A 19,320-nucleotide genomic window follows, 5' to 3' on the forward strand; every position below is an offset into this window, starting at 1 on the left:
ACGAAGCGCCATGGGAAAATTTTGAACCCTTCCGTAAGCCAGGATCATCGTGGGTAACATACCCAAAAAGCCCACGATGAATCCCTTCAACCAGGGTTGTATATCCCAATTAATAAAGGGTATCAGCAGCCCCAATATGACCCACTGAAAGAAAACCGAGAAAATAGAGAAGCGATATATCGAAGGCTTGGACTTTACGTCCTTAAGCATCGGAATAATATCCAGGCCTCCCGCAACAATACCTATACCAAGAGCAATTATGATTTGAACTAACATATCAGTTATCATAGGAAGTCTTTATATCCGTGTCATCGGAAGTTTGCTATAATGACCTGACATTGCTGTCAGGCTAATGAGGTCTAAAAATGAAATTAATTTCCTGGAACGTGAATGGTCTTCGTTCCGTTCATAAAAAGAACTTCCGTGAATGGTTTGAAAAAGAAAAAGCAGACGTCGTCTGCCTGCAGGAAATTAAAATCACCGACGAGGCGATTAAAAAGGATGAAACATTTTATCATCCGGCAAAATATCACTCTTCCTGGGCTTTTGCGGAAAAGCCGGGATACTCGGGTCTGGCAATCTATTCAAAGAATGAACCCGATGATGTCCGCATCGGTTTGGGAATCCCAAAATTTGACTCTGAAGGTCGTTGGATCGAGGCGGATTTCGGCCCGATTACTGTGGTGAACAGCTATTTCCCGAATAGCCAAAGAGAACACACTCGATTACCTTTTAAACTGGAATTCTGTGCAGCTGCAGAAAAGCGCCTACAAGCTCTTAGGAAGAAAGGCCGCGAAGTCCTGATCTGTGGTGATTTTAATATCGCTCACAAAGAAATTGATCTTCGTAATCCCAAAACCAATATGAAAAATGCGGGCTTCCTGCCAGAAGAGCGCGCGTGGATGACAAAGTTCCTGGATAAGCTTGAATGGGTTGATGCTTTTAGAAAATTTGAGCAAGGCCCGGATCACTACACATGGTGGAGCTATCGACCTGGAGTGCGTGAAAAGAACATTGGTTGGCGCTTGGATTACTTCCTGGTGAACAAAGAAGCGTCAGACAGATTAAAGGCAGCAGCCCATTGCCCAGATGTTATGGGTTCCGACCACTGCCCTGTTCGTCTGACTCTGAAAAAGTAGCCCCTCGTTTTAATGCAAAGCTTTCTTCACTGTATCTTCCAGCGAAGAAGGCTTACGACCCAAAAGCTTTTTAAGATCGTCCCGATCCGTATAAAGATCTCCTCTGACAATCCCAGCGTCTGAATCGGCAAGAATTTCAGCAAATCCCTGTGGAACTCCAAAGCTCATCAATAGTTTCGCATATTCGCCTGTGGGCATATCTTTATATTCAATAGTCTTACCACTTAGTCGCGAAGTCACAGCTGCCAGTTCAGATAAGGTGAATGAATCCCCGCCAAGTTCGTAGACAGCGTTTTTAGAGGTATCTCCCAAAACAACTGCCGCTGCAGCCGCTGCATAGTCCGCTCGAGTAGCGGCACTCACTTTGCCGTTTTGAGCTGCACCTGCGATCACTCCACTTTTTAGAACATTAGCGAATTGCTCTGTGTAGTTTTCGATGTACCAGCTATTTCTTAAGAACGCATGAGGGATACCCGATTGAGAAATCATTTTTTCAGTCGCCAAATGCTCCTGAGCCAAAAGCATTTTGCTCGTGTCAGCCTTTAATATACTTGTGTAAGCAATAAATTTTACCTTTGCGTTTTTTGCGGCATTGATAACATTAGTGTGTTGAGGAACGCGTTGACCTGCTTCACTTCCAGAAATGAAAAGAAGCTTATCCACACCTTCCAATGCCTTTTGCAGACGATCTACATTACCGTAGTCTGCCTCTCGAACAATGATTCCTTTTGAAACAAGGTCTTTAGCTTTTTCTTTGTTTCTAACAATAGCCACCAGCTCTTGAGGTTTCGCGCCTTTGTTTAAAAGAGCCTCCACTGCCAATTTACCCAAATGTCCTGTTGCCCCTGTGATTGCGATCATAAAATCTCCTATCCGATATAGATCCAACAAGTGAACTTATGCTATACTACCCCTGACACTAACATTATGTAAGTACGCACTATTTTGTTACTGTACCGATTCTTAAAAAAACCTGGAGTTTCAAATGGTTACAAAATCCGATAAAAAGACAAAACAGTCACCATGCCCGGTTACCAAAACCATGCAAGTGATTGGTGGAAAATGGAAACCCATGATTCTGTTTAATCTGCTTTCAGGCAGAAAGCGCTTCAATGAATTACAGAGACTGGCTGGAAATCCTTCAGCGCGTGTGCTTACTCTACAACTGCGCGAGCTTGAAGACGACAAAATCATCAAGCGTGATGTCTTTGATCAAATTCCTCCGCGCGTAGAATACTCACTGACCACGAAGGGAAAAAGCCTAAGTTCTGTTTTAGAAATGATGGCTAAATGGGGCCAAGCCCACGGCTAGTCTTTTTTTGATCCGCTTAAATTTTCAAAAAGCTTAGACATCTTGTTAAATAGATCCGCGATGTTTTTGTCGGGGTTTTTGCCCGCTAGCATGGCGCTTTCTTCGATCTTTTCAATACAGCGAAGATCCTGACAAATCAGATAGGAATTGCTGACGTTGGCATTCATCGCAACTGACAAGAGACCAATATCTTCCGAAGAACCATAGGCATTACACCAGTTGCACAAGCCACCCGTCGGCTCCCCACCTGTGTGAGTTCTTTTAAAAGCTACTCCACGGGGCATATCCCAATTCGGCATTTTAAATAAAAGATATGTGTAAACTCCGGACGGTTCTTTCCAGGTAAAGTAAGAACGAATATTGAATGGATATCTCAGGTTATCAGGCAAAAGTAACTTTTTCTGATCACGCTCACGAAAACAGGAAATCAATTCTTCCTCGGAAGAAATCGAGAATACATGTTCGGTTTGATAACTTGTCTCAGATGTTTGCATAGTTAGCCCTCATTCACCATGATACACCACAAACTGTTAGAAGTCATGCAGACGGTCTAAGGTGCATACGACTACACTGGATCGATGAAATTTCTCGTCCTCCTTATTTCTATCACAACGTGGCAGGCAATTGCCAATGCAGAATCCGAATGGAGCTTTGGAGCCGACCTCCAAATGTCAGAGCAATATTTCCCAGAAGAATACGGCGAAAACACCAACACCAGCTTGTTCAAAATCGAAATTGATCCCTTGGCGAAATGGAAACAGGGCGAACACTGGCGCTTTTACCTAAAACCCGTTGTAGTCGCGAACCCCGATAATAAATCTTCTGAGGAGCAAGTTTTTATCGAGCCCTCCGAGGCCTATATAAAATTTCACAAGGACGTTTTAAATATTTCTCTGGGCTATCACCTGCTAACCTGGGGGGTCACCGACGGATACAACCCAATCGACGTCGTGAACCGTCGACAAATTTTTGATCCCACTCGTTCAAAAAAGTTAGGATCCCCTTCGTTGATGATCTCCGAATCGCTGAGTTGGTTTGATTATGACTTTATTTATATCCCCAAAGCCCGCGAAGCGATCATGCCTGGGGAAAACAGCCGGTGGCTTCCTCGTGATGTCTTCATCCCCCAAGTTCCAGAAAACAATCTCGTCTTGCTACTACCTCCAAATCTTCGTTATCACTGGGGGAATAATGAAACTCTGAACGATGCTTTGGATAACAACATTGCGCTCCGATTACAAAAGACGATTTCCATTTTTGATATCTCATTGACCGGTTTTGATGGTGCTGGTGGATACCCCATCATCGAACCTCAGGTCACGGGAACCATTGTCCAGGTGTCTCCCAAAACGGTTATTCAAGTGGATCCCGATGTGACGTTGAACAAGAAACAGCGGAGAATTCGTCAAGGTGGATTTACGTTGGTTAGCCACCAGTGGGACTTTCTATTAAAGTATGCCACCAGCTACACAGATGACTATGGTGACTATGTCAATTTGCCCGGATGGCTGCACGAAAATGTATTGGGCATTGAAAAAACGTTTAACTTCAACGACGCAATGCTGATCGCCATCCTTCAATACTCTTTTTTAGATTCTGAAAAACAAAATGATTCAAATATCTCGCTTACAGAAGTCTTTCGCAGATCCTGGATGGCAGGAGGTCGCTTAACCTGGAAAGAAGTTTGGAATGCCTCGCTCCTTGGACTGTACGACACTCTTAACTACAGCACTTTTTTTGAAATGACCTTAGGTCGAAGATTTTTTGATGCGTGGAGTGTGAACTTCACAGCGGACTTCATTGCTGGGAGCAGCGAAAATCCGCTGGGAGTTTATTCAAAGAATGATTCTTACTTACTATCCGTCAGCCGCTCTTTTTAAGGAGCCAACTGCAATAGCAAGTCGGAGTTAGAAAGGGACGTCGCTTTTTTAATTTTAAGCGTTACACCTTCCATCACCGGAATCGCTGGCAATGCGACATTCATCGTTTTACCCGAAATCGCGCCAAGTATTTTTCCTTCAATCGTGGACGCCGCGAAACGTGTCTTAGGCGAATATTTTTTTACATAAGAAGGATCCCAACTGTATTTCAAATCCATAGTGGTGTTCGTAAACTTTACACTGGCTTTGCTTTCAGAAATACCCACCGTCACATTGCTATTGAATGGAACTACGAAATTCATGAATGGGATATAATTCCCGTTCTTAGGAGCCTGCATCTGGCTTAGCAAATTAAAATTCACTTGATACTTCAAACCGGATCCTGTCAGTTTCGGATCTTTATTCGAGTATACATTGAAAAGAAACTTGCTGGATTTCGGATAGTCCATCAACTCAGGCCATACAAACCATTGCATGAAGCGAGAATTCATGACCGTTGAAAATCCAGAAATCTGGCTAGAATAGAACTGATGCACCCAAGAATCTGCAGAATACGCTTGAGTCATGATTTCTTTAGCCAATCCCCCAGGCAGACGAATCATCGCCTGAGAGCTCGCAGCAAGCTTTGGATCTATTTTTGAAAGAGCCAGCGACTTCGTCGTGTTTTGAGAGGACCTGGTGAAATTCATAATCAAGCGACCTTTAGCCGTGATTTGGTCAGGATGGGTATCATTAAAGCTATCAATCACCATACTCATTTTGACATCAGAGCGTGCACTCACCAATTCTCTCGGAGTGGATAGGTCAAAAGACCACTTACCAACATAATCATTCAGGTACGACAGCAACAATGTCTTCTTAGGATTTACGAAAGCTGCAGAGTCCATTGATATCCGAGAAATTTGTTGGTTCACGATTTGATCAAAGCCATCAGCACCCGTACATGAAAATTCTTGAGCACTCCAAGCGTCCTGTCGCCATGTTAGGCTCACATCTTCCACACGCCCGTTAGCCGTGCTAGAAGCCACTTCCGGTGATACAGCGATAGAAAATGAGCCTGCACCCGGCTTCATATTTAAAACGACATTAGAACATGAGGCTTGAAGGTGAAAACGGCCCGTGATGCCGTTAACAGTACGTTCAATCCATTGGTCTACAGAAATACTAGCAATAGTCATTTGTGCGGCTAAATCTTTAGACTGGAGGATTAACTGAGTTTGCTCAGATCCCAGGTCCGGCTTTTGTAACTGAGTTTTCAGTGCAATAGAAAGTCCTTTAAGCTGAACTTGAACTCCGTCCTGTGCTTCCACCATCTGATCAGGAAATTGCCAGTTTGCCTGAAATTCCTTATTCACCAGTGATTTCCATTTTTCCTCGACAAGATTTTGCTGAAACTGCTTTGGAAGAACAAGCTCAAACTCTGATTCGATAGTGGCAGAGGAAAATGCCGACTGCGAAAACAGAAAAGCAGCAAATACGAAAAAAGACTTTGTGATTTGCGTTTTAGTCATGGGTTAACGTTACGGCTCTTCGCCCAAAATCTAAAGCAAGAATTTCCGTTCGGATGTATTCTCATTTTTCATTCAGTAAAAAGGTCCAACATCGAAGAACTTTTATACTTTTATTGCCGAATTCATAACTTCACATGTTTAACTGTCTCTCTGTTCATCTGTTCATCTTTTCTTCAATTTTCTGCACATTCCAGAGAGGAAAAATTCGTCCGATATATTGTATCTGACTTCAACAAAGGAAAAGGACTGAGCGAATGTTGCAACTGCCTTTGAAAATTTCAAAAAAAGCTCTAGCGATCACATCGTTGATTGGCGTAATTATTTTAACCCTGGCAAGTTTGTTTGCTTTGCCCAAACTTACAACTCAGTACAGCCTTAAGCAGTTTCTTCCCAAAGATAACGCTCTTCTAAAGCTTGACGAAAAAAGTCGTCAGACTTTTCAGCTGTCTGAAGTTCAGCCATTCATCATCACGGCAAAAGTTAACAAGGATAACGGAGATTGGTTTAATCAATCTAAAATCTCCGATCTTGAGCAATTAACTGAGCTAGTGTCGAACTTCCCGGGAGTACGCACCGCACTTTCTTTGGCAACAGTTCAAGGCGCCATCAGCAATGAAAATGGTTTAAGTGTCGGCCCCTTGCTAAAAAATGTGTCTGTTCAGAACTGGAGAACCGAAACCCTTGCAAATCCTATAATTGCGCCGACTCTGATTTCCAAAGACGGTAAGACCGCTTCTATTATTGTCAGCATCAACAGGCTCAATACTCATGAACTGACTGCGCTTCGTCAGAACCTGCAGGTTACGGCGACGGCGGCACTTCCCTTTGCTGATGTTCAGTTGGGTGGAACTCCCGCGGTACAAACGGATGTTGGGCAATTACTGCAGACAGAGCTGCGAAATTTCGTGGTACTTGGATTCGGGGCATGTTTTATCGTCTTGGCCCTTATATTTTCCAACTTCTCCCCGCTGGTTATCTCGTTCATCGTTATCGTTTGCGCTAATATTCTAGTTGTTGCAGTGATGGCATTGATTGGGCTGCCGTTCTCCATTCTTTCAACGACGATTCCAATTTTAACAACCGTGGACGTTGTATCACTCTGTATTCATACGCTCCTCCGATATGCCGAGGAAAAGAAAGCTTCTCCAGAAAAGTCCCATGAAGACCTGGTGATGACGACCCTTAAGGCTATTTTGAAACCAAACATGATCGCTTCTTTGACAACGATGATTGGTTTCCTAAGTCTATTAACGACCAATGTTCCACTTATCCGCGAATATGGCGTAACGGCAGCGATATCCATTGTTACCGGATGGATTGTCACAACGATCTTACTCTTCCCACTTCTTTTATTCTTGAAAGGCCCACAGGCACGCGAATGGGCTTGGGCCAAAGCGCGTTGGGGACTTTATTTATTCCGTCGCAGTGGCTTATGGACGACGGGTATCATCATCGTGTCTTTGGGACTCGCTTTGAAAGGCAACAGCCTGTCCTGGTCAGCTCGTCTTTTTGATGATCTTCCTCAGAATCATCAGGTTCGCTTGTCGACAGAAACTATCGACAGAGAACTGGGTGGCATGATTCCAGTGGACATCGAAATCTCCGGTGCTCAAGATTCATGGAACGATCCCAAACTTATAGAAAGACTGGATTCTCTTTCCGCAGATCTTCGCCAAACGAAAGGCATCGGCAGTGTGGTTAGCTTGCCAGATCTGGTAGCAGCCGCCAGCTTTCAGCACTCACGATTACCGGCAAGCCGCAGCTCCACAGCAGAAATCTTCTTTCTGTATTCATTGTCTAATGAAAGTCCTTTAAAAAACTTTCTAAACGCCGACAGTTCAAAAACACGCGTTTCGGTTAGAACCCAAGATTTACCCGGAAATGAACTGCACGACCTGGTACAAGTCGTACGTAAAAAAACTGAAAACGCCTTTCCGGGAATGGCAGTTCAAGTGACTGGAATGGGGTCTACGATCCATTCCTTAAATAATGATCTTTCCCACGAGCTGATTTTTGGATTCTGGCAATCGATGTTGGCGATCGTTGTGGTTTTAGTTTTCGTCTTTAAATCCCTGCGCTGGTCCCTGGTGGCTTGTATTCCAAATTTAGTTCCGCCGGCAGCCCTACTTGGTTTCCTGGCAATTTCAGAAACGCCAATCAAGCCAAGTGTCGCAATTATTTTCTCGATCGCTCTTGGCTTGGCATTCAACAATACCGTTTATCTTTTGTCTCGTTTGCGAATCATGCAAAAGAACACAAAAAGCGGAAAGCTGGATATCGAAAAAGCTTTGTGGCTTGAGGGCAACCCATGCCTGATCTCCAGTCTTACGTTGTTAGCTGGCTTTTCGGTATTTATGGCTTCATATTTCGCCATGAACCGCATCTTTGGCTTTTATATGCTTTTGTCTATGCTGGCTGGTCTGGTAGGGGATTTGATTCTTTTACCAACGATGCTGAAAAGTTGCCCGTGGCTTCTGGGACCTTTACGTTTTAAGAAGGAGAAAGTTATGGCAACAGCAGCATCAATCCTTCTGGCAATCGTCGTGATCAGTGCTCCATTAAAACTTTGGGCCCAGGGACTGCCTACTGCAGAAACTTTGGGGAAAGAAATGAGTTCTCGAATCAGCACAAAGGATGAAACCTTTATCGCTGATATGAGAATCATCGAAGCCGACGGTTCCAGAAAAGAACGCCAGATGCAAATCTGGCGCATGAGCCCTTCTAAAAAAGATCATTCAATGATGGTCAGAATGCTTAAACCTGCTGACCTAAAAGGCACCGCGCTTTTAGCCACGATGAAAAACGATAAGGAAGACAAATGGATTTACCTTCCCTCATCCAAACAAGTTCGTCGCCTTACCGGCGAAAACAGCAAAGGTGGAATTCTTGGCTCTGAACTAAGTGCCGAAGATTTCGATTTCAATCGCGACTCTTCAGCCACGACTACCGTAAAAAAGGAATTGGAAGTAAAGGGAGCCAAATTCTATTTGGTTGAAAGCGATGTTTCTGCGAACTCTCCGAATTATTCCAAGATCGTCAGCTATGTTTCTGCGAAAGAGTTTTTGCCAATCAAAGCCGAGTGTTTTGATAAACAATCGAAATTGGTAAAGATGATTGATTTTGGTGATTACAAAAAACTTCCGGGTGGAAAATTCCGCGCTGGCAGCATTAAGATCCGTAACGTACAAAATAAACGCGGAACAGATATCACTTTGTCTGACATCAAAATTAATCAGAACCTGAAAGCATCCAAATTTAATCCCAAAGCCCTTTCTGACGATTAATATTATAAATTATTGAAAATATTAGTAAATTCATAGGAACTTGACAAAATTTTGCCGTAACTCAGATTGAAAATACCTGCAATATTTTGAAAGGAGGTCCTATGAAAGTCCTAAACTTGCGTTCATTAATTCAAGACATTGTTCTATTTCTAGGGATAACAGCCCTATTAACAATCATTGTGAATACCACGACTCCCCCCGAATCTATGACAACGGCGTCGATGACATCATCGGCCTCTGAAAAATATTTGACGACGCCTTGACAGGATAATTTCCAAAATCAGTTTTTAAAAAACAAACCATAAAGGAGGTATGAAATGAGAATGTTAACAACTACACCATATTGGACGACACGCAGTCTTACTTCTGGAATCTCCAGTATGTTCGATGAAATGGAGCATATTGCAAAAATTTATGATGATCGGGATTTCACTCCCGCCTGCGATCTTACTGAAAATGAAACGCATTACTTCATGAGCATGGATCTGCCAGGGTTAAACAAAGAAGACTTAAAAATTGATATTACCGATAACCTTCTGACGGTCTCTGGTGAGCGAAAAAGAAAGTCAGCAGACGACAGTCGAAAATATCAATTGCTTGAAAGAAGACATGGCTTTTTCAAAAGAAGCTTTACACTTCCATCAAGCATTGACTCTGCGAAAGTAGAAGCTCGCTATGAAAATGGAGTACTAGAGCTGTACCTTCCTAAAACCGAAGCGGCAAGGCCAAGAAAAATTGAGATTCAAGACGGAAAAACGGGAATTTTTGAACGTCTGATTGGCTAAACCACCACGTTCTCTCTCCCTCTCCAGTGTAGGCTTCTTATCCAGGGGCCTACACTCTTATTGTGCTATCTGCGAGCCGCACTCTTTAGAAATGCTATTTGGCTGCGTAAGCAACTGCAATTTGAGCCGCAAGTTTCGCGTTATTTAGAACCAACTGAATATTCGTCTCAAGGCTTTTTCCAGCCGTCAGCTCTTTTACTTTGCCCAGCAGGAATGGCGTCGAATCTTTGCCTTTGATTCCTTTTTCATTCATTTCAGCTAACGCATTGCTGATGACCTTTTCCATCTCTTTAAAATCAAGGGAGTATTCTTTGGGAACCGGGTTTGCGATAACCACTCCGCCCTTTAAGCCCAAATTCCATTTTGCCTGCAGGATCTCGGCGATGCTTTCGGCCGTTTCCACATTCGCATCTACTTTGAATCCACTTTCCCGTGTGTAAAACGCTGGAAGTTCAGAGGTTTGATATCCCAACACAGGGACGCCCTTTGTTTCCAGGTACTCAAGAGTTAAGCCAATGTCTAGAATTGATTTTGCCCCGGCGCAGATCACGGCGACATTGGTTTGAGCGAGCTCTTCCAAGTCTGCAGAAATATCCATCGTCTGTTCAGCACCGCGATGCACACCACCGATTCCGCCTGTTGCAAAAATACGAATTCCCGCAAGCTCAGCAATAATCATGGTACTCGCAACTGTTGTTGCACCGTCTTTTTTTGCAGCAACAATCATCGGAATATCACGGCGGCTGACTTTAGTGATCTGCATTCCTTTTTTTGCAAAGCTTTCGATTTCTGATTTAGAAAGACCCGCGCGCAAAACACCATCGATGATCGCGATCGTCGCCGGGACTGCCCCGTGGGACCGTACCTGCTCTTCTACCGCCAAGGCCATTTCATAATTCTGTGGATACGGCATCCCGTGAGAGATAATCGTCGATTCAAGAGCGACAACGGGTTTACCGGACTTCAAGGCTTCTGCCACTTCATTTGTCATTTGCACGTTAAGACTTTTCATAGAATCAAAGATGGCACTTTTAATTGCCATTTGCAATTTTGAACGCAAAAGGCGCACCCCCTACACGTCCAGTTTTCATATAGAATATGTCAACTAACCAATATGAAGTTTACCAAATTCCCGGCGACTGGGATAATTAAAGCCTGCCAGATTCATCATCACGAGGTTAAGACACATGTCGCAGACTCTTATTTCCATTTTGCTATTCGCGATAACTGCCAACGCCGGCGAAGTCGTAAGCTTCTTCCCGACAGGATCCGTTAAGCAGGTTCAACAGGCAACCGTACGCTTTTCCACAGACATGGTCGCAATGGGTGACCCACGTTCCAAGACCGATCCATTTAGAATGAAATGCAACATTCGCACAGCCAGCACTGAATACGATCCAGATGCGGGCGCTGAAGAAGTCAAACACTCAACCCGATGGGCAGATAATAAAAATTGGGTTTTAGAGTTCAACGAACCACTTAAATCTGGAGTGACATGCACATTCACTAAGAAGGCAAATCTCAAAGACCTTGCGGGAGCAGACGTAAACGCAGAACCATCCTACACTTTTACAACGGGCGGCCCCGCGATTTTAGAGATCGTGCCCAGACACAATGAAATTGAGCCGGATCAATACTTTGTGCTTTTAACCGATGGAGCTATCGACCCTAATTCTGTAAAGTCATTGGCCTACTTTGAAGTTTCAGGCATTCCCAACAAAGTCGGTGTTAAAATTATCGAAGGAAAAGATCGAGAAGAATCCGTCAAAGCAGCGATTAATAACAACTGGCAGCTTCGCAGAACCTATGAGCCCATCTTGGACCACAATGGAAAAAAGTCTTTCTCCCAAATCAAAGAATTGGAAAGTTTTGTCGTCATATCTGCAACCCAGCGGTTTCCTGAAAAATCCACCGTAGTTTTAAACTGGGTGGATGGAATTCGCTCGAAATCCGGTGTGCCCGTCACAGAAATGCAAACTTTCTCCAATACTGTCATAGAGCCCTTTAACGTAAAGTTTGTCTGTGAGAAAACCACCGCGGATCGTCCATGCAACCCTATCTTGGACATGAGATTGGAGTTTTCAAAATCCATTCCTTTAAAGTCAGTTGATGGAATCAAAGTGGTCTCTGTAGATGGGAAGTCCACGTGGACTCCTGAAGAGTTGAAACCCACAACAGATCGTAAGAAATCAGTAGAGAATCCTTCCTATTTAACCTTCAAAGGTCCTTTCCCCGAAAAAAGTCAGTTTAAGGTCATAATTCCTAAAACAATTAAAGATGAGATTGGGCGATCACTGGCAAATCAAAACAAGTTTCCCTTGTCAGTTGAAACTGATGAGTACACGCCCCTTATAAAGTTCCAGGGAGCATTCGGTTTACTTGAGTCAAAAGCAGATCCCGCAATACCAGTGAGCGTTCGCAACATCGAAAAGAATATCGAAACTCAGCAGGTAAGTTACGAAAGTAATAGCCTAGCTTTCAACTCGGGATCCAAAATTTCTGAAATTCTTGAATGGTACAGAAAAGTTGAAAGAAAGTATGACAATTCAACAGAGCAATCAGCCAGATTAATTCCGGAGTCATCAGGAAACAAAATCTTGATGCCAAAACCAAACGGCGAACGCGAATTCGAACTTATCGGTATTCCGTTTAAAAAGCCCGGCTTCTATGTTGTCGAACTAAAAAGTGTCCGTCTTGGAAACTCTTTGATGGGTGGCAATATGCCGATGTACGTGTCATCTTCCGCACTCGTGACTGATATGGCAGTCCATTTAAAAAAGGGCCGCGAATCTTCATTGGTATGGGTTACACAACTTTCCACAGCAAAACCAGTTGCTGATGCAGATGTAACTTTAGTGAATAATATGGGACGGGAGTTTGCAAAAGGGAAAACTGACAAGAACGGCCTGCTTCGTCTGGGCGATGTATCATTTCCTTGCGAGAAAAGAACAAGCTGGGTGCAAGGATCCGAATGGGATTCTTGCACGACCTATGTGTTCGCCAAAAAAGACGGTGATGTCTCATTCGTATCAAGTTCCTGGAACAAAGGGATTGAAGGCTACCGCTTCAATGTTCCCGGCGATGGCATCACTGGCACCTGGGGCCCTGCCACAATCCATTCCGTTTTAGATCGCATGGCCGCGCAACGTGGCGAAAGCATCAACATGAAGCACATCATTCGTGAATATCACATGAATGGATTTAGTAAGCTGTCAGATGCTGCCCTTCCCAAAAGAGTCCTTATCGTTCACGAGGGAAGCCGCAAGACCTACACCCTGCCCCTCACTTACGATAAATCTACGGGTGCCGCTTTAAATAAATTCGCAATCCCTAGAAATGCGACACTTGGAAGATATGACATATATATCTCCAACACGGAAGCGCCCAAGGAAGCTAAAGACGATGATACGGATATGCGTGATTGGACTGCCAAATCCACGGGACATTTCATTGTCAGTGAATATCGTCTGCCACTAATGAAGGCTTCGATAAAAATTCAAGGTGAACCTTTAATCAGACCAACAGAAGTGAAGGCCGACCTGTCTGCCAGCTATCTATCTGGAGGTCCCGCTAAAGATTTAAAAGTAAAACTACGCACAAGCATTCAGCCAGGATTTTTTCAACCTCAAGTTTCCGGCGCTTCAGACTTTACTTTCTTTTCAGAGCCCGTAAAAACCGGAGTAATTGATTACGAGAAAAGAGAGACACAGGAAGATGCCTTTATCAAAGTACAAGACTTCACATTGCAATCTGATGGCGGCCTTCTCGCAAAAGTAACAGGTCTACCCCAGATCAAAAGAATTCAAGACCTTCACATGGAAATGGAGTACTCGGATCCAAACGGTGAAGTAAAAACTGCGTCGGCCCATGTGCCAATGTTCCCTTCAGAACTGGTGGTTGGACTTCGCGCGGAAAGTTGGACCGCAGACCCTGGTAAAGTGAGCGCAATGGGTGTGATTACTGGAAACACTGGTAAACCACTTAGCAAGCGCTCTTATACTGTTGAAGCCTTTAAGTCTGATTACATTACTCACAGAAAACGTCTGGTGGGTGGTTTTTATTCTTACGATTCGAAAATCGAGAATTCTTCCCTTGGCAAAGTCTGCGATGGCAAGTCTGATGAAAATGGAAGATTCAAATGTGAACCTAAAGGTTTGCCTGCCGGAAATATCATTCTTCAAGCGAAAGTAACAGACGAAAAAGGACATGCAACCTACGCCACGGCGGAGATGACCGTGTTTAAATCCGGTTCAGATAACTGGTGGACTCCAAGTGATAGCGATCGTATCGATATCATTCCCGAACGCATCTCCTATGAACCTGGCGAAAAAGCGAAACTGGTCGTCCAATCTCCGTTCCCAAAATCAACAGTACTTGTCACTGTCGAGCGCGAAGGAATCATGGATGCGTTTGTGACGGATATAACTCGTGATAAACCAAATATCGAAGTGCCGTTAATAGGACAGTTTGCTCCGAATGTATTCATTTCGGCCTTGGTATTAAGAGGTCGCGTTGGAGATCCAAAGCCCACTGCCCTTTTAGATCTGAGCAAGCCCGCCATGAAAATGGGTATAGTCGAAGTCAAAGTCGGCTGGCGCGATCACGAGCTTAAAGTTCAACTGAAGTCTGATAAGACGAAATACAAAGCTAGAGAAAAGGCCCAAATCGAAATCGAAGTAAAAACAGTAAATGGTCAAGCCTTGCCAGCGGGTTCGGAAGTTACCGTCGCAGCCGTTGATGAGTCCCTTCTTCGCTTGAAAGAAAATACAAGTTGGGAATTACTAAAAGAAATGATGGGAGAGCGCGGCCTAGCTATTGAAACCAGCTCCGGACAGAACCAAGTCGTGGGTCGTCGTCATTTCGGAGCAAAAGCTAAGACACCTGGCGGAGGCGGAGGTGCTTCACCGGGCGGCGAGAATCGTGAATTCTTTGATCCGGTTATATTCTGGCAGCCACAAGTTAAGCTCGATTCAGCCGGAAAAGCTAGAGTCACCATTCCGTTAAATGATTCGATGACAAGTTTCCGCATTGTGGCAGTCGCCACAGCCGGATTTAATCATTTTGGAAATGGCAGCACGAACATTCAGTCCACGAAAGACTTGATCATCTATTCAGGATTTTCACCCGTGGCCCGCGAGGGAGATAATCTTAAAAATGCCCTTACACTCAGAAATACAACTGAAAAGCCAATGCTTGTTGATCTGGATATAACCAGCAAAGAAATTCCAAAGATTGGAAAAATCGCAAGCGTAGAACTAAAATCAAGCGAAGCAAAAACAATTGCCATACCTTTCGCGATTCCAACCGGAATTAGTTCCTATACTTTTCAGATTAAAGCGAAGGACAAGATTTCAGGAGCCGAAGATTCAATTAAATCAACCGTTAAGGTCGAAACACCTGTCCCGGTAAAAATCCTACAAGCGACTTTATTTCAATTAGATAAAACTTATCAGATTCCCGTTAAGCAGCCTTTGGATGCGATCCCAAATAAGGGTGGACTTACGCTCGATGCTCGCAACACCCTTGTCACTAGTTTAAGCGGTGTAAAATCATACATGCACGAATATCCTTATACGTGCCTTGAACAACAAGTATCCCGCGGTATTGCCCTGGAAGACAAAGCTGCAACTCAAAGAATCATCGACGATCTTCCGTCCTACATTGACGGATACGGACTACTAAAGTTTTTCACATCTTCTATGTGCGGATCTGCCCAGCTTTCACGCTACGTTCTGAATATTCTGCATGAAAACGGATACAAGATTCCGGACGCGACCAGATCGAAAATTGTCTCTGGCATCGAATCATATGTTTATAATCGCGGTACATGTAATGTGTGGTGGCGGGAATACATGAAGGATACATCAGGAGAAGACAAAGTTCTTCTGATGGAAACTTTGTCCCGCTATGGCGCCTTTGATAACTCGATGTTAGCAATGGTCCAAATAACTCCAAATATTTGGAAGAATGAAACTGCCGCCGCTTGGTTCCAAATACTTAAACGCCAACCGGAAATTGAAAATCGCGACGCCTTACTTAAGCAGGCAGAAAATATTCTGCGCGCACGAGTGAATTTCCAAGGCACGCTGATGAATCTTCAAGGTACTTCAGACGATGAAAGCCAATGGGTGCTTTTCACCTCAAGAGATCAAGAAGCCATGGGACTATTTGGCATCGCCATCGACGAACCTGCTTGGAAAGATGACGTGGGCAGAGTTGCCAGAGGAGTCATCGCAAGACTTCGTCGCGGCGTCTGGGATACAACTATGGCGAACGCTTGGGGTGTCACTCAACTAAGACGTTTCAGCGCAAAATACGAAAAAGATCAAGTCTCTGGCGACACTAAAATCGCCGCAAATGAAGTTGTTGCAAACTTGAACTGGAAAAACAATCCGACAGGAGAAACCAAAGTTCTACCTTGGCCAAAGGATTCCTTGAAAACAAATGTCCCAGTCAAATTTAATCACATTGGAAATGGTAAACCGTGGATGACTTTACAAATCCAAGCGGCGATTCCTTTGAAGCAGCCGCTGGAACTGGGTTACAAAATTGCGCGCAAAATTACTCCGGTTTTCCAGCAAACACCTGGGAAATGGCGCGTAGGGGATGTTGCCAATGTTGAACTTACGATAACAGCCAAAGCGGATCAGCCTTGGGTTGTTGTGCGAGATCCAATTCCTTCCGGAGCCACACCGTTAGGTATGGGTCTATCAGGTTCATCAGTATTGATGGACAAAACGCCTAAAAAAGATTCGGTTGCTGAAATTCAGCAATGGCCAACGGAGTATGACGAAAAATCTCTAACGCATTTCACTTCGTATGCTGGGTACTTGCCTCGCGGAACATATCGCGTAGACTATCGTATCCGCTTAAATTCAGCGGGTGACTTCAGGCTCCCGCCTTCTCGTGTGGAAGCTATGTATTCTCCGGAAACTTTTGTGGAGGCTCCAGTTGCAAACTGGCAAGTTGCTGAATAAACGGCACTATAAAATTTTATCTGGTGTTTCAATCGGTGTCGCCGCGATCGTGGTCGCAGCGGCCTGGATGAGTATTCCCGTGCCACTCTTTCAAACGGTGGCATCAAATTATCAACCTTCTGATTTACTGGTAGTGGATCGCAATGGTTATCCTTTGGAATCCATTCGCAAAGGAAAAAACAAACGAAGCTTGGAGTGGGTCAAGTGGTCGGAAGTCTCCCCCTCTTTCAAAGAACTTCTTATTCAGACAGAAGATAAAAGATTCTATTCACATCTGGGTATCGACTTCTTAGCCCTGGGAAAATCAGGGTGGGATAAAATCATCGGCGGATCAAATCGCGGGGCCAGCACCATCACCATGCAACTAGTTGGTGTTCTAACCCAGGAATCGACAGGTCACCGTCGCAACATTCCTGAAAAGATCCAGCAAATCACTCGTGCCGTTAAAATGGAAATGACGTGGTCTAAAGAACAAATTCTTGAGGCCTATGTGAACCTAGCCCCTTTGCGCGGCGAGCTCCGTGGCTTACGCTCTGCAAGCTTAGGTTATTTCAATAAAAATCCATCAGGTCTAAACAGAGAAGAAGCAGCCTTGCTGGTTGCTCTATTGCGCTCACCAAATTCTTCAGCAGACCTGGTTAGCAAACGCACTTGTAAGATCTTAGGAATAGCTGAATGCAATGACCTTCACAGCAAAACAAGCCAGCTCTTGAAATCTCCTTACAAACTCACTCGGGAACGCGATATCCTTCCCGTGCTGGCATCTTCATTTACCAAATCACGATCAAACACAACGATTCAAACATCCTTGGATTATGGCATTCAGGATCTCGCCATCAAAAGTCTACGCGAACAAATCCGTGCCTTAAAAAATCAGAACGTCAACGATGGCGCCGTACTGGTGATTGAAACGAGTACTGGAAATGTCGTAGCATACGCCGCAAATGCGGGAGCTGGTATTGCTTCAGCGGCACAAATTGACGGAATCCAAATGCGCAGGCAAGCGGGATCAACAATAAAACCTTTTGTCTACGCAACTGCGTTTGACTGGAACTATCTGCACCCGAACTCCCTCTTGGACGACTCCCCTGCTGATATTCCTGTATCTCAAGGACGCGTTTATAACCCAAGAAACTACGATAAAACATTTCGTGGTCTGGTCAGCGTCGGCGATGCTTTGGGTTCAAGTATGAATGTCCCAGCAGTTCGAGCCCTGCAACTGGTTGGAGAACCAAAAGTTTTAGATAAGTTGCGATCTGCTGGATTCGAAAAACTTCAAGAGGACGAATATTATGGTCCAAGCATGGCCCTTGGCACAATTGATGTTACATTATGGGAGCTGACTCAAGGTTACAGAAAATTTGCAATCGACGACTCTCCCTTTTCCAAAGAATCGCGCAAAAGTATTTTTAATATCCTCGCTTCACCAGAATACCGTCGCTTTACTTTCGGAATGGACAGCCTTCTTACTTTGCCATTCGCCGCAGCGGTAAAAACTGGAACCAGCAAAGACATGAGAGATAATTGGTGCATTGGGTGGACACCTCAATATGTCGTTGGAGTTTGGATTGGAAACTTTAACGGAGAGCCGATGTGGAACGTTAGCGGGATGAGTGGTGCCGCTCCGATTTGGAGATCTATCATGTTAGCACTTCACACAAATCCAACAGCAGTTCCTATTCAATATGAACCGCCCGTTGAAGCGCTGCCGATCAAAACAATCACAAAAATTCGCTACCCCGCTAAGGATATGTTAGTGGGTTTCGATCCCGATATACCTAAGCAGAAACAGAAACTTCCAATTGAAATTGAGAATCCGCAAAAAGGACATCAAGTTTTCATTAACAATCGTCTGCTGAATACGGCTCAAGAAACCACAATGTGGCCTTTACAGCGTGGAAAATTCCGTGTTGAACTTAAAAATGCATCTGGGGAACGTATCGATTCAGTGAAGTTTGAAGTGCGTTAGTTTGACTACACTTAGACATCCAGCTTCATGAGTATTTTGATTGCCAATAAACCCCCACCAAGGTTGCAATAAAGACTCACGGAGGAACCATGAGAATTCTAGTATTGATCCTGTCAGTATTTTGCTCGGCGCAAGCCTTGGCTATGACTTCATCCGAAATGAGAGCGAAGGGCTGCATCCCTTTCCGCCAAGATGACGGAACGATCACGATGAAATGCAAAGCCCCGCAATACCAAGTTAGTGAGGTAATTACTGAAATCAATGGTAAACCCGTCGACAGTCCGGCAAAAGCCATGGAACTTTATCAATCGCAAAAGGCCTCAACGATGTCTATCGAGCGTGTCCCTAAAGAAGCACGCGGCATAAATGAAGAAACGACGGACAACAATTAAATGAGAATTTTTAGGCACTCCACCGTGAGTGCCTTGTTTTTCTTTCATTAAAAAGCTGAAATTACCGATTC

13 protein-coding genes are annotated in these 19,320 nt (G+C 44.2%); 9 read left to right on the top strand and 4 right to left on the bottom strand.

Going from position 1 to position 19,320, the window contains the following annotated elements:
* Nucleotides 1-365 precede the first annotated feature (365 nt).
* A complete protein-coding gene (locus tag HW988_RS17745; protein WP_181605467.1) occupies nt 366-1,139 on the top strand; it encodes an exodeoxyribonuclease III in 774 nt (257 codons plus the stop codon).
* Nucleotides 1,140-1,148: 9 nt separating this feature from the next.
* Here the strand turns inward: HW988_RS17745 and HW988_RS17750 are convergent, their stop codons facing one another.
* Entirely contained in the window at nt 1,149-2,000 is an 852-nt protein-coding gene (locus HW988_RS17750; protein ID WP_181605468.1) for an SDR family oxidoreductase, read from the bottom strand.
* A 124-nt stretch (nt 2,001-2,124) separates the two neighbouring features.
* Here HW988_RS17750 and HW988_RS17755 point away from each other — a divergent pair, with 124 nt between their 5' ends.
* Nucleotides 2,125-2,451, top strand: coding sequence for a helix-turn-helix domain-containing protein (locus HW988_RS17755; RefSeq protein ID WP_181605469.1), 327 nt, complete (start codon nt 2,125-2,127; stop codon nt 2,449-2,451).
* Here the strand turns inward: HW988_RS17755 and HW988_RS17760 are convergent.
* Complete coding sequence (locus tag HW988_RS17760) at nt 2,448-2,945, bottom strand: FBP domain-containing protein (RefSeq protein ID WP_181605470.1); 498 nt, start codon at nt 2,943-2,945, stop codon at nt 2,448-2,450. The genes HW988_RS17755 and HW988_RS17760 overlap by 4 nt on opposite strands.
* Nucleotides 2,946-3,029: 84 nt before the next feature.
* Between HW988_RS17760 and HW988_RS17765 the strand changes: the two genes are divergently transcribed.
* Complete coding sequence (locus tag HW988_RS17765) at nt 3,030-4,331, top strand: hypothetical protein (protein ID WP_181605471.1); 1,302 nt, start codon at nt 3,030-3,032, stop codon at nt 4,329-4,331.
* Here HW988_RS17765 and HW988_RS17770 read toward each other — a convergent pair.
* A complete protein-coding gene (locus tag HW988_RS17770; RefSeq protein ID WP_181605472.1) occupies nt 4,328-5,842 on the bottom strand; it encodes a hypothetical protein in 1,515 nt (504 codons plus the stop codon). The genes HW988_RS17765 and HW988_RS17770 overlap by 4 nt on opposite strands.
* Nucleotides 5,843-6,096: 254 nt before the next feature.
* Between HW988_RS17770 and HW988_RS17775 the strand changes: the two genes are divergently transcribed.
* The 3 genes from HW988_RS17775 to HW988_RS17785 all read left to right on the top strand — a co-directional run bounded on the left by HW988_RS17775 (nt 6,097) and on the right by HW988_RS17785 (nt 9,911).
* Nucleotides 6,097-9,126 carry an outer membrane lipoprotein-sorting protein gene (locus HW988_RS17775; protein ID WP_181605473.1) on the top strand — a complete coding sequence of 1,010 codons (3,030 nt, stop codon included), beginning with the start codon at nt 6,097-6,099 and terminating at the stop codon, nt 9,124-9,126.
* A 101-nt stretch (nt 9,127-9,227) separates the two neighbouring features.
* Nucleotides 9,228-9,389 carry a hypothetical protein gene (locus tag HW988_RS17780; protein ID WP_181605474.1) on the top strand — a complete coding sequence of 54 codons (162 nt, stop codon included), beginning with the start codon at nt 9,228-9,230 and terminating at the stop codon, nt 9,387-9,389.
* Nucleotides 9,390-9,443: 54 nt separating this feature from the next.
* A complete protein-coding gene (locus tag HW988_RS17785; RefSeq protein WP_181605475.1) occupies nt 9,444-9,911 on the top strand; it encodes an Hsp20/alpha crystallin family protein in 468 nt (155 codons plus the stop codon).
* A 94-nt stretch (nt 9,912-10,005) separates the two neighbouring features.
* Here the strand turns inward: HW988_RS17785 and HW988_RS17790 are convergent, their stop codons facing one another.
* Entirely contained in the window at nt 10,006-10,923 is a 918-nt protein-coding gene (locus HW988_RS17790; RefSeq protein WP_181605476.1) for a pseudouridine-5'-phosphate glycosidase, read from the bottom strand.
* Between the two features lie 175 nt (nt 10,924-11,098).
* On the opposite strand from HW988_RS17790, the gene HW988_RS17795 reads away from it, so the two are divergent.
* The 3 genes from HW988_RS17795 to HW988_RS17805 all read left to right on the top strand — a co-directional run bounded on the left by HW988_RS17795 (nt 11,099) and on the right by HW988_RS17805 (nt 19,249).
* Nucleotides 11,099-16,888, top strand: coding sequence for an Ig-like domain-containing protein (locus HW988_RS17795; protein WP_181605477.1), 5,790 nt, complete (start codon nt 11,099-11,101; stop codon nt 16,886-16,888).
* Nucleotides 16,863-18,857, top strand: a complete 1,995-nt coding sequence (gene pbpC, locus HW988_RS17800; RefSeq protein WP_181605478.1) for a penicillin-binding protein 1C — start codon at nt 16,863-16,865, stop codon at nt 18,855-18,857. Before HW988_RS17795 ends, pbpC begins: the two co-directional genes overlap by 26 nt.
* An 89-nt stretch (nt 18,858-18,946) precedes the next feature.
* Nucleotides 18,947-19,249, top strand: a complete 303-nt coding sequence (locus tag HW988_RS17805) for a hypothetical protein (RefSeq protein WP_181605479.1) — start codon at nt 18,947-18,949, stop codon at nt 19,247-19,249.
* The last annotated feature ends 71 nt before the right edge of the window (nt 19,250-19,320 follow it).

Source organism: Bdellovibrio sp. KM01 (assembly GCF_013752535.1).
In the GTDB taxonomy this organism is placed as follows: domain Bacteria; phylum Bdellovibrionota; class Bdellovibrionia; order Bdellovibrionales; family Bdellovibrionaceae; genus Bdellovibrio.

Bases quoted from the DNA above. Each gene is read 5' to 3' on its own strand.
- HW988_RS17785 (WP_181605475.1), top strand. From the start codon at position 9,444: ATGAGAATGTTAACAACTACACCATATTGGACGACACGCAGTCTTACT.
- HW988_RS17795 (WP_181605477.1), top strand. From the start codon at position 11,099: ATGTCGCAGACTCTTATTTCCATTTTGCTATTCGCGATAACTGCCAAC.
- HW988_RS17805 (WP_181605479.1), top strand. From the start codon at position 18,947: ATGAGAATTCTAGTATTGATCCTGTCAGTATTTTGCTCGGCGCAAGCC.
- HW988_RS17775 (WP_181605473.1), top strand. From the start codon at position 6,097: ATGTTGCAACTGCCTTTGAAAATTTCAAAAAAAGCTCTAGCGATCACA.
- HW988_RS17760 (WP_181605470.1), bottom strand. From the start codon at position 2,945: ATGCAAACATCTGAGACAAGTTATCAAACCGAACATGTATTCTCGATT.
- HW988_RS17790 (WP_181605476.1), bottom strand. From the start codon at position 10,923: ATGAAAAGTCTTAACGTGCAAATGACAAATGAAGTGGCAGAAGCCTTG.
- HW988_RS17765 (WP_181605471.1), top strand. From the start codon at position 3,030: ATGAAATTTCTCGTCCTCCTTATTTCTATCACAACGTGGCAGGCAATT.
- HW988_RS17755 (WP_181605469.1), top strand. From the start codon at position 2,125: ATGGTTACAAAATCCGATAAAAAGACAAAACAGTCACCATGCCCGGTT.
- HW988_RS17780 (WP_181605474.1), top strand. From the start codon at position 9,228: ATGAAAGTCCTAAACTTGCGTTCATTAATTCAAGACATTGTTCTATTT.
- HW988_RS17745 (WP_181605467.1), top strand. From the start codon at position 366: ATGAAATTAATTTCCTGGAACGTGAATGGTCTTCGTTCCGTTCATAAA.
- HW988_RS17750 (WP_181605468.1), bottom strand. From the start codon at position 2,000: ATGATCGCAATCACAGGGGCAACAGGACATTTGGGTAAATTGGCAGTG.
- HW988_RS17770 (WP_181605472.1), bottom strand. From the start codon at position 5,842: ATGACTAAAACGCAAATCACAAAGTCTTTTTTCGTATTTGCTGCTTTT.